Consider the following 6,955-nt stretch of genomic DNA (forward strand, 5'->3'; position numbering starts at 1 on the left):
CCGGGTCACACCCGCCACGGCGGTTACTGTTCGCGCCCAAGCTCCGGATCGGGAACTGCTGCTGGTGGATTTCCTCAATGCGTTGATTTTTGAAATGGCCACGCGCAACATGTTGTTCGGCCGCTTCGATGTGCAGATCGAAGATTCACATTTGCAGGCCACGGCCTGGGGCGAGCCCATTGACCTCACCCGCCACCACCCGGCGGTGGAGGTCAAAGGGGCCACCTACACCGCCCTGCGCGTCGCCCAGAAGGGCAAGGAGTGGCTGGCGCAATGCGTCGTTGACGTCTAGGAGCGCCCCACCGGAGGTGACTGCCATGGACCTGTCCCGACTCACCCGCATCAACGACCACCAGTGGCGCGTGGAACCCAGCGGCAGAATGCGCGTGCCCGCCGTTTTCTACGCCAGTCCCAGGCTGATGGAAGACATGGATGACAAAGTCTTCGAACAAGTGACCAATGTGGCCACCCTCCCGGGCATCGTGAGAGCCGCTTACGCCATGCCCGACGCCCACTGGGGTTACGGCTTTCCCATCGGCGGCGTGGCGGCCTTCGATCCCGCGCAAGGAGGCGTGATTTCCGCCGGCGGCGTGGGTTTCGATATCTCCTGCGGGGCACGCACGCTGACCACCGGCCTCAGCAAAGACCGGGTGCTGGCGCTGCAAAAAGAGCTGGCCGGTCTGCTCTGTTATTCGGTGCCCGCCGGCATGGGCAGCACCGGCGCCATCACGCTGGACGAGCGCCAGATGGAGGCCATGCTCAAAGGCGGTGCCCGCTGGGCGGTGGAGCAGGGCTACGGCACTGAAGACGACCTGGCCCACACCGAGGAACAAGGCTGCATGGCCGGGGCTGAACCGGCCCGGGTGTCCGCCCAGGCCAAAAAACGCCAACGGCGGGAAATGGGCACCCTGGGCTCGGGCAACCATTACCTGGAAGTGCAGCACGTGGCCGAGGTGTTCGACCCCGAGGTGGCCCGGGCCTTCGGCTTGGCCGCAGGGGATGTGGTCATCAGCATCCACTGCGGCTCGCGCGGGCTGGGTCACCAGATCGGCACCGAGTTTCTGAAAGAGATGGCCCTCAGCGCCAAAGACTACGGCATCACCCTGCCGGACCGGGAGCTGGCCTGCGCCCCCCTGCATTCGTCCCTGGGCCGGCGTTATCTGGGCGCCATGCGCGCCGGCATCAACTGCGCCCTGGCCAACCGCCAGATCATCACCCATCTCACCCGCCGGGCCGTGGCCGAGTGTTTTCCCGGGGCGGAGCTGAAACTGATCTACGACGTCTCCCACAACACCTGCAAGGAAGAGGAACACGAGGTGGACGGCCGGCGGCGGACCTTGTTCGTGCACCGCAAAGGCGCCACCCGCGCCTTCGGCCCCGGCCATCCCGCCATTCCCGCGGCCCTGCGGGCCGTGGGCCAACCGGTGCTCATCGGCGGCACCATGGGCACGGCCTCCTATGTGATGGTGGGCACAAGCCGCAGCGAGGCCCTGTCCTTCAGTTCCGCCTGTCACGGCGCCGGGCGGGCCATGAGCCGCCACCAGGCCACTAAGACCTGGCAGGGCCGACAGCTCGTCGATGAGCTGGCCGGACGCGGCATCTTGATCCGCAGCCCCTCCCTGCGCGGGGTGGCCGAGGAAGCGCCAGGGGCCTATAAGGACGTAACAGCCGTGATCCAGGCCACTCATGACGCCGGCCTGGCCCGCAAGGTGGCGCGGCTGGAGCCACTGATCGTGATCAAGGGCTGAAGGGCAGCGCCCCCATGCCCCTGCACAACGCCGATATCGCCCGGATCTTCGAGGAGATCGCCGACCTGCTGGAAATCCAAAACGCCAACCCTTTTCGCATCCGTGCCTACCGCAATGCGGCCCGCACAGTGCGCGACCTGCCCACGGAAGTGGCGGCGCTGGTGGCCGGGGGCCGGGACCTTACCCGCTTGCCGGGCATCGGCCAGGATCTCGCCGGGCAAATTGCCGAGCTGGTGCGCACCGGAATGAGCGCCAAGCTGGCCCAGCTCCGCAAGCAAACCCCCGCCGGTCTCAGCGGACTTATGCAGGTGCCGGACCTCGGTCCCAAGCGGGTGCAGGCCCTGTATCAGCACCTGCACATCCGCACTACGGCGCAACTTAAAAAAGCCGCCCAAAGCGGCAAGTTGCGCCGCCTGCCGGGCTTTGGCGCCAAAACCGAACAGCGCATCCTCGAAGCCCTGGGCGGCCCGCGCCACAAGGCGCGGCGCTGGTTGCTGGCGGTGGCCAGACAATATGCCGACGGCCTGCTCACCCACCTGGCAGCGGCGCGCGGCCTCGAGCAGGCCGTGGTCGCCGGCAGCTTCCGGCGCTGCAAGGAAACGGTGGGCGACCTGGACATCCTGGTGAGCGCCGCACCGGACAACGACGTCATGGCGCGCTTTGTGGGCTACGACGAAGTCAAACGGGTGCTGTCCCGGGGCCAGACCCGCTCCACCGTGGTGTTGCGCGCCGGTTTGCAAGTGGACCTGCGCCTGATCGAGCCGGCCAGCTTCGGCGCCGCCTTGCACTATTTCACCGGCTCCAGGGCCCACAACATCGCCGTGCGCAAACTGGGCCAGCAGGCCGGTTTGAAAATCAATGAATACGGCGTATTCCGGGGAACGAAACGCATCGCCGGCGCGACGGAGGCCGCTGTGTTCCAGAGTGTAGGCCTGCCATACATCCCCCCGGAGCTGCGCGAAGACCGCGGCGAGATCGAGGCGGCCCGGGCCGGGCGCCTGCCGCAACTCGTCAGGCTTGACGACATCAAGGGCGATCTCCATGCCCACAGCAAGGCCACCGACGGCCATCATTCCATCGAGGAGATGGCCCGGGCGGCCAAGGCGGCGGGCCTGAGCTATCTCGCCATCACTGATCACTCCCGCCACCTCACTGTGGCCAAGGGCCTGGACCCGGCGCGCCTGCTGCGGCAAATGGACGAGATCGACGCCCTCAATGAGCGCCTCCGGGGCATCACCGTGCTCAAGGGCATCGAGGTGGACATCCTGGAAGACGGCAGCCTGGATCTGCCCGACGCACTCTTGCGCCGGCTGGACGTGGTGGTGGGCGCCGTCCACAGCCGGTTCCGCCTGTCCCGCAACAAACAAACCGAACGCATCCTGCGCGCCCTGCGGCACCCCTGTCTGACCCTGCTGGCCCACCCCAGCGGCCGCCTCCTGGGCCAGCGGCCCGCCTATGAGGTGAACATGGAAGCCATCATCCACACCGCAGCCGAGGAGGGCTGTTTCCTCGAACTCAACGCCCATCCCGAACGCTTGGATCTGGACGACATCCATTGCAAAATGGCCAGGGAAGCCGGCGTGCTGCTCAGCCTCAACAGCGACGCCCACAGCAACACGGATTTCCGCAACATGATCTGGGCGGTGGGCCAGGCGCGGCGCGGCTGGCTGGAGGCAAAGGACGTGCTCAACACCCGCACCCTCGGCACCTTGCGCAAGCTGCTCAAAAAACATTGAGCAGGATTGTTGCCCTACCCCAAAACGCGCGTCCTCCGGGGCCAGGGGGAACAAAAGAGATGGCGCGCCGGCCGGGGAACACCCCCCTTTCGGCAACAGGGAGCCTGCACCATGACCGTTGAACCCATCCACCTCAGCCCGGGCGATGCCCTCATCCTCGTGGACGTGCAAAACGACTTCCTCCCCGGCGGCGCCCTGGCCGTGCCCCGGGGCGGTGACATCATCCCGGTGTTGAACGGCTATCTCGCCCGCTTCGGCGCCGCCGGAGCCCCGGTGGTGGCCACCCGGGACTGGCACCCCGTCAACCATTGCTCGTTTCAGGCACAGGGCGGCCCGTGGCCGCCCCACTGCATCGCCAACACCTTCGGCGCCGAATTCCCCACCAAGCTGAAACTGCCGGCAGACGCAACCATCGTCTCCAAAGCCACCGCCCCCGGACGGGACGCCTATTCCGGCTTTCAAGACACCGAGCTGGACGCGGTCCTGCGCGCCGCCGGGGCCGGCCGGCTGTTCATCGGCGGCCTAGCCACCGATTACTGCGTGCTCAGCACCGTCAGGGACGCCCGGCAACGGGGTTACACCGTGCTGCTGCTGGAAGATGCGGTGCGGGCGGTGGATCTCAAGCCCGGCGACGGCCGGCGCGCCATCGACGAGATGAAAGCGCTGGGCGCCACGGCCATCACCTTGCAACAGCTCTCATGACCGACCTTCACCGCTCCGCCCTGCTCACCGATCTGTATCAGCTCACCATGCTGCAAGGCTATTTGCAGCAGGGCATGACCGATACCGCCGTGTTCGAATTCTTCGTGCGCAAGCTGCCCCCCGCGCGCCATTTTCTGCTGGCTGCCGGCCTGGAACAGGTGCTGGATTATCTCGAGCAACTGCAGTTCACCGGCGAGGAGCTTAACTGGCTGGCGGCCAGCGGCAAATTCACCGATGTCACCTTGCGCTATCTCGAAAGCTTCCGCTTCAGCGGCGATGTCCACGCCATGGCTGAAGGCACGCTGTTCTTCCCCAACGAACCCATCTTGCGCATCACCGCCCCCCTGCCCCAGGCGCAACTGGTGGAAAGCCGGGTGATCAATCTGTTGCACTTTCAAACCCTCATCGCCAGCAAAGCGGCCCGTTGCGTCCTGCAGGCCCCGGACAAGCTGCTGGTAGACTTCGGCTTCCGCCGCGCCCACGGCAGCGAGGCGGGCCTGCTGGCGGCGCGGGCCAGTTTCGCCGCCGGTTTCGCCGGCACCGCCACGGTGGCCGCCGGAGCCATATTCGGCATCCCCACCTTCGGCACCATGGCCCATTCCTTCGTCCAGGCCCACGACGACGAAGCCCTGGCCTTCGAACACTTCGCCCTCGCCAACCCCGGCGCCGTGGTCCTGCTCATCGACACCTACGATACCGAAGCGGCGGTGGAAAAAGTCATCGACCTGGCGCCCCGCCTGCGCAGGCGGGGCATCGACGTGAAAGGGGGGCGCATCGACAGCGGCGACCTGATCCAACATGCCCGCCAGGTCCGCACCCTGCTGGACCGCGCCGGACTGAACAACATCACCCTCTTCGCCAGCGGCAGCGTCGACGAATACACACTCCGCGAGCATGCCCAAGCGGGCGCCCCCATCGACGGCTACGGCATCGGCACCCACCTGGACACCTCCGCCGACGCCCCCTATCTGGACTGCGCCTACAAACTGCAGGAATACGCCGGCACCCCCCGGCGCAAACGTTCCGAAGGCAAAGCCACCTGGCCGGGACGCAAACAGGTCTACCGGCGCTACGCGGAAGGGCGGATGGTGGCCGACACCGTGACCGTGGAGGGTGACAAACAAAAGGGCGAACCCCTGCTGCGGCGGGTCATGAAAAACGGCGGGCGGACCGCGCCCCGGCGGGGGCTGGACAGTATTCGCGCCATGGCGACGCAACAGCTCGCAACCCTGCCGCCGGCGCTGCGGGATCTGGCAGAGACCACCCCCTACCCCGTGATCATCGCCCCGGCCTTGCAGGAACTGGCCGCGCGCGTGGATCAAGGCAGCGTGGACACACCACCCCGGCGCTGAAACGCCGCCCCCTTCCCTGACAGCCGCCGGGGCGGCAGGCACGACGGCGGACCGCCGCACCTGCCGCCGCCCACAGCACCGGCGGCGTTACTGAATCACCAGAAACAAGGCGCCATTGCCACGACGGATGTTGAGCAGGATGCCGCGCTGGTTCTTCCTGGCCGCCTGGCGCACGTCTTCCACGCTGTGCACCGGCTGGCGGTTCACCGAAACGATGATGTCACCGGGCCGCAAACCGGCGCGGGCCGCGGGGCTGCCCCGCTCCACATCGAGAACCTCCACACCTTCAACCTTACCGGCGAGGGGGTGATTGTCCTCTATGGCACCCAGCACAGCGCCGGACAGTTTCTCCGACAGGCCTGCCGCTTCCGCCGAGGTGCGCTGCGGCGCGGCGATGCGGGCATGGATAGTGCGTTCGCGGCCGTCCCGGATGACGGTGAGTTCCAGCTTCTCGCCCACCCGCATCAGGCCCACGACGTTGCGTAACTGGGATGAACTCTGGATGGGCCTGCCGTTGACGGCAACCACCACATCGCCCACCTCAAGCCCCGCCTTCTCGGCCGCCGAACCTGCCACCACCCGGGCAATCACCGCACCGCTGCGCTCGCCCAGGTTCATGGCATCGGCCAGTTCCGGCGTCACGTCCTGCACCATCACTCCCAACTGGCCGCGGCGCACCTCGCCGTATTCGATAAGCTGCTTCATGATACTGCGGGCCATATTAGCGGGAATGGCAAAACCGATACCCACATTGCCGCCCCCGGGACCGACAATGGCGGTGTTGATACCCACCAGTTTGCCGTCCAGATCCACCAGCGCGCCACCGGAGTTGCCCGGGTTGATGGACGCGTCGGTCTGAATAAAATTCTCGTAACCTTCAATGCCCAAACCGGAACGACCCAGGGCACTGACGATGCCCGAGGTCACTGTTTGCTCCAGACCAAAGGGATTACCAATGGCGACCACAAAATCACCCACTTGCAAGAGGTCGGAGTCGGCCATGGCCAGTTGGGTGAGCCCCTCGGCGTCGATTTGAATCACGGCCAGATCGGCATCGGGATCGGCCCCGACCACCCTGGCCTCGAAATGGCGCTTGTCTTTCAGGGTGACGGTGATCTCGTCGGCATTTTCGATCACGTGGTTGTTGGTCAGAACATAACCCTTGTCCGCATCCACGATAACCCCGGAACCCAGCGCCTGCCGCTCCTGCTCCCGCGGCATATCGGGAATATTGAAAAACCGCCGGAAAAACGGATCGCTGAACAGCGGATTCTGGCGGATGCGCACATGAGACTTGGTGGAAATATTCACCACCGCCGGCGTCACCCGTTTCAGCATCGGCGCCAAGGTCGGCCGGCCTTCGCCGTCCATCAACAAGGGCAGAGCCGCTGAAACAGACTGCACCCAAAGCATCATC

At 66.1% G+C, this 6,955-nt stretch carries 6 protein-coding genes; 5 read left to right on the top strand and 1 reads right to left on the bottom strand.

Features of this window, described 5'->3' with window-relative positions; genetic code table 11:
* From ENJ19_02190 to ENJ19_02210, 5 genes are all read left to right on the top strand, one after another.
* Window positions 1-292: archease (locus ENJ19_02190; protein ID HHM04539.1), on the top strand; the 292-nt coding region annotated here is incomplete at its 5' end.
* Between the two features lie 25 nt (window positions 293-317).
* A complete protein-coding gene (locus ENJ19_02195; GenBank protein ID HHM04540.1) occupies window positions 318-1,748 on the top strand; it encodes an RtcB family protein in 1,431 nt (476 codons plus the stop codon).
* Window positions 1,749-1,762: 14 nt separating this feature from the next.
* Complete coding sequence (gene polX / locus ENJ19_02200) at window positions 1,763-3,484, top strand: DNA polymerase/3'-5' exonuclease PolX (protein ID HHM04541.1); 1,722 nt, start codon at window positions 1,763-1,765, stop codon at window positions 3,482-3,484.
* Window positions 3,485-3,595: 111 nt separating this feature from the next.
* The gene (locus ENJ19_02205) at window positions 3,596-4,186 is read left to right on the top strand and encodes an isochorismatase family protein (protein ID HHM04542.1); all 591 of its coding nucleotides are present in this window, start codon (window positions 3,596-3,598) and stop codon (window positions 4,184-4,186) included.
* Complete coding sequence (locus tag ENJ19_02210; protein ID HHM04543.1) at window positions 4,183-5,538, top strand: nicotinate phosphoribosyltransferase; 1,356 nt, start codon at window positions 4,183-4,185, stop codon at window positions 5,536-5,538. Before ENJ19_02205 ends, ENJ19_02210 begins: the two co-directional genes overlap by 4 nt.
* Before the next feature lie 87 nt (window positions 5,539-5,625).
* Here ENJ19_02210 and ENJ19_02215 read toward each other — a convergent pair whose 3' ends face one another.
* On the bottom strand, window positions 5,626-6,954 hold the full coding sequence (locus ENJ19_02215; protein HHM04544.1) for a DegQ family serine endoprotease: 1,329 nt from the start codon (window positions 6,952-6,954) through the stop codon (window positions 5,626-5,628).
* Window position 6,955 lies beyond the last annotated feature (1 nt).

It is taken from the genome of Gammaproteobacteria bacterium, from assembly GCA_011375345.1.
Lineage (GTDB): Bacteria > Pseudomonadota > Gammaproteobacteria > DRLM01 > DRLM01 > DRLM01.

Bases quoted from the DNA above. Each gene is read 5' to 3' on its own strand.
- ENJ19_02195 (HHM04540.1), top strand. From the start codon at position 318: ATGGACCTGTCCCGACTCACCCGCATCAACGACCACCAGTGGCGCGTG.
- polX (HHM04541.1), top strand. From the start codon at position 1,763: ATGCCCCTGCACAACGCCGATATCGCCCGGATCTTCGAGGAGATCGCC.
- ENJ19_02205 (HHM04542.1), top strand. From the start codon at position 3,596: ATGACCGTTGAACCCATCCACCTCAGCCCGGGCGATGCCCTCATCCTC.
- ENJ19_02210 (HHM04543.1), top strand. From the start codon at position 4,183: ATGACCGACCTTCACCGCTCCGCCCTGCTCACCGATCTGTATCAGCTC.
- ENJ19_02215 (HHM04544.1), bottom strand. From the start codon at position 6,954: ATGATGCTTTGGGTGCAGTCTGTTTCAGCGGCTCTGCCCTTGTTGATG.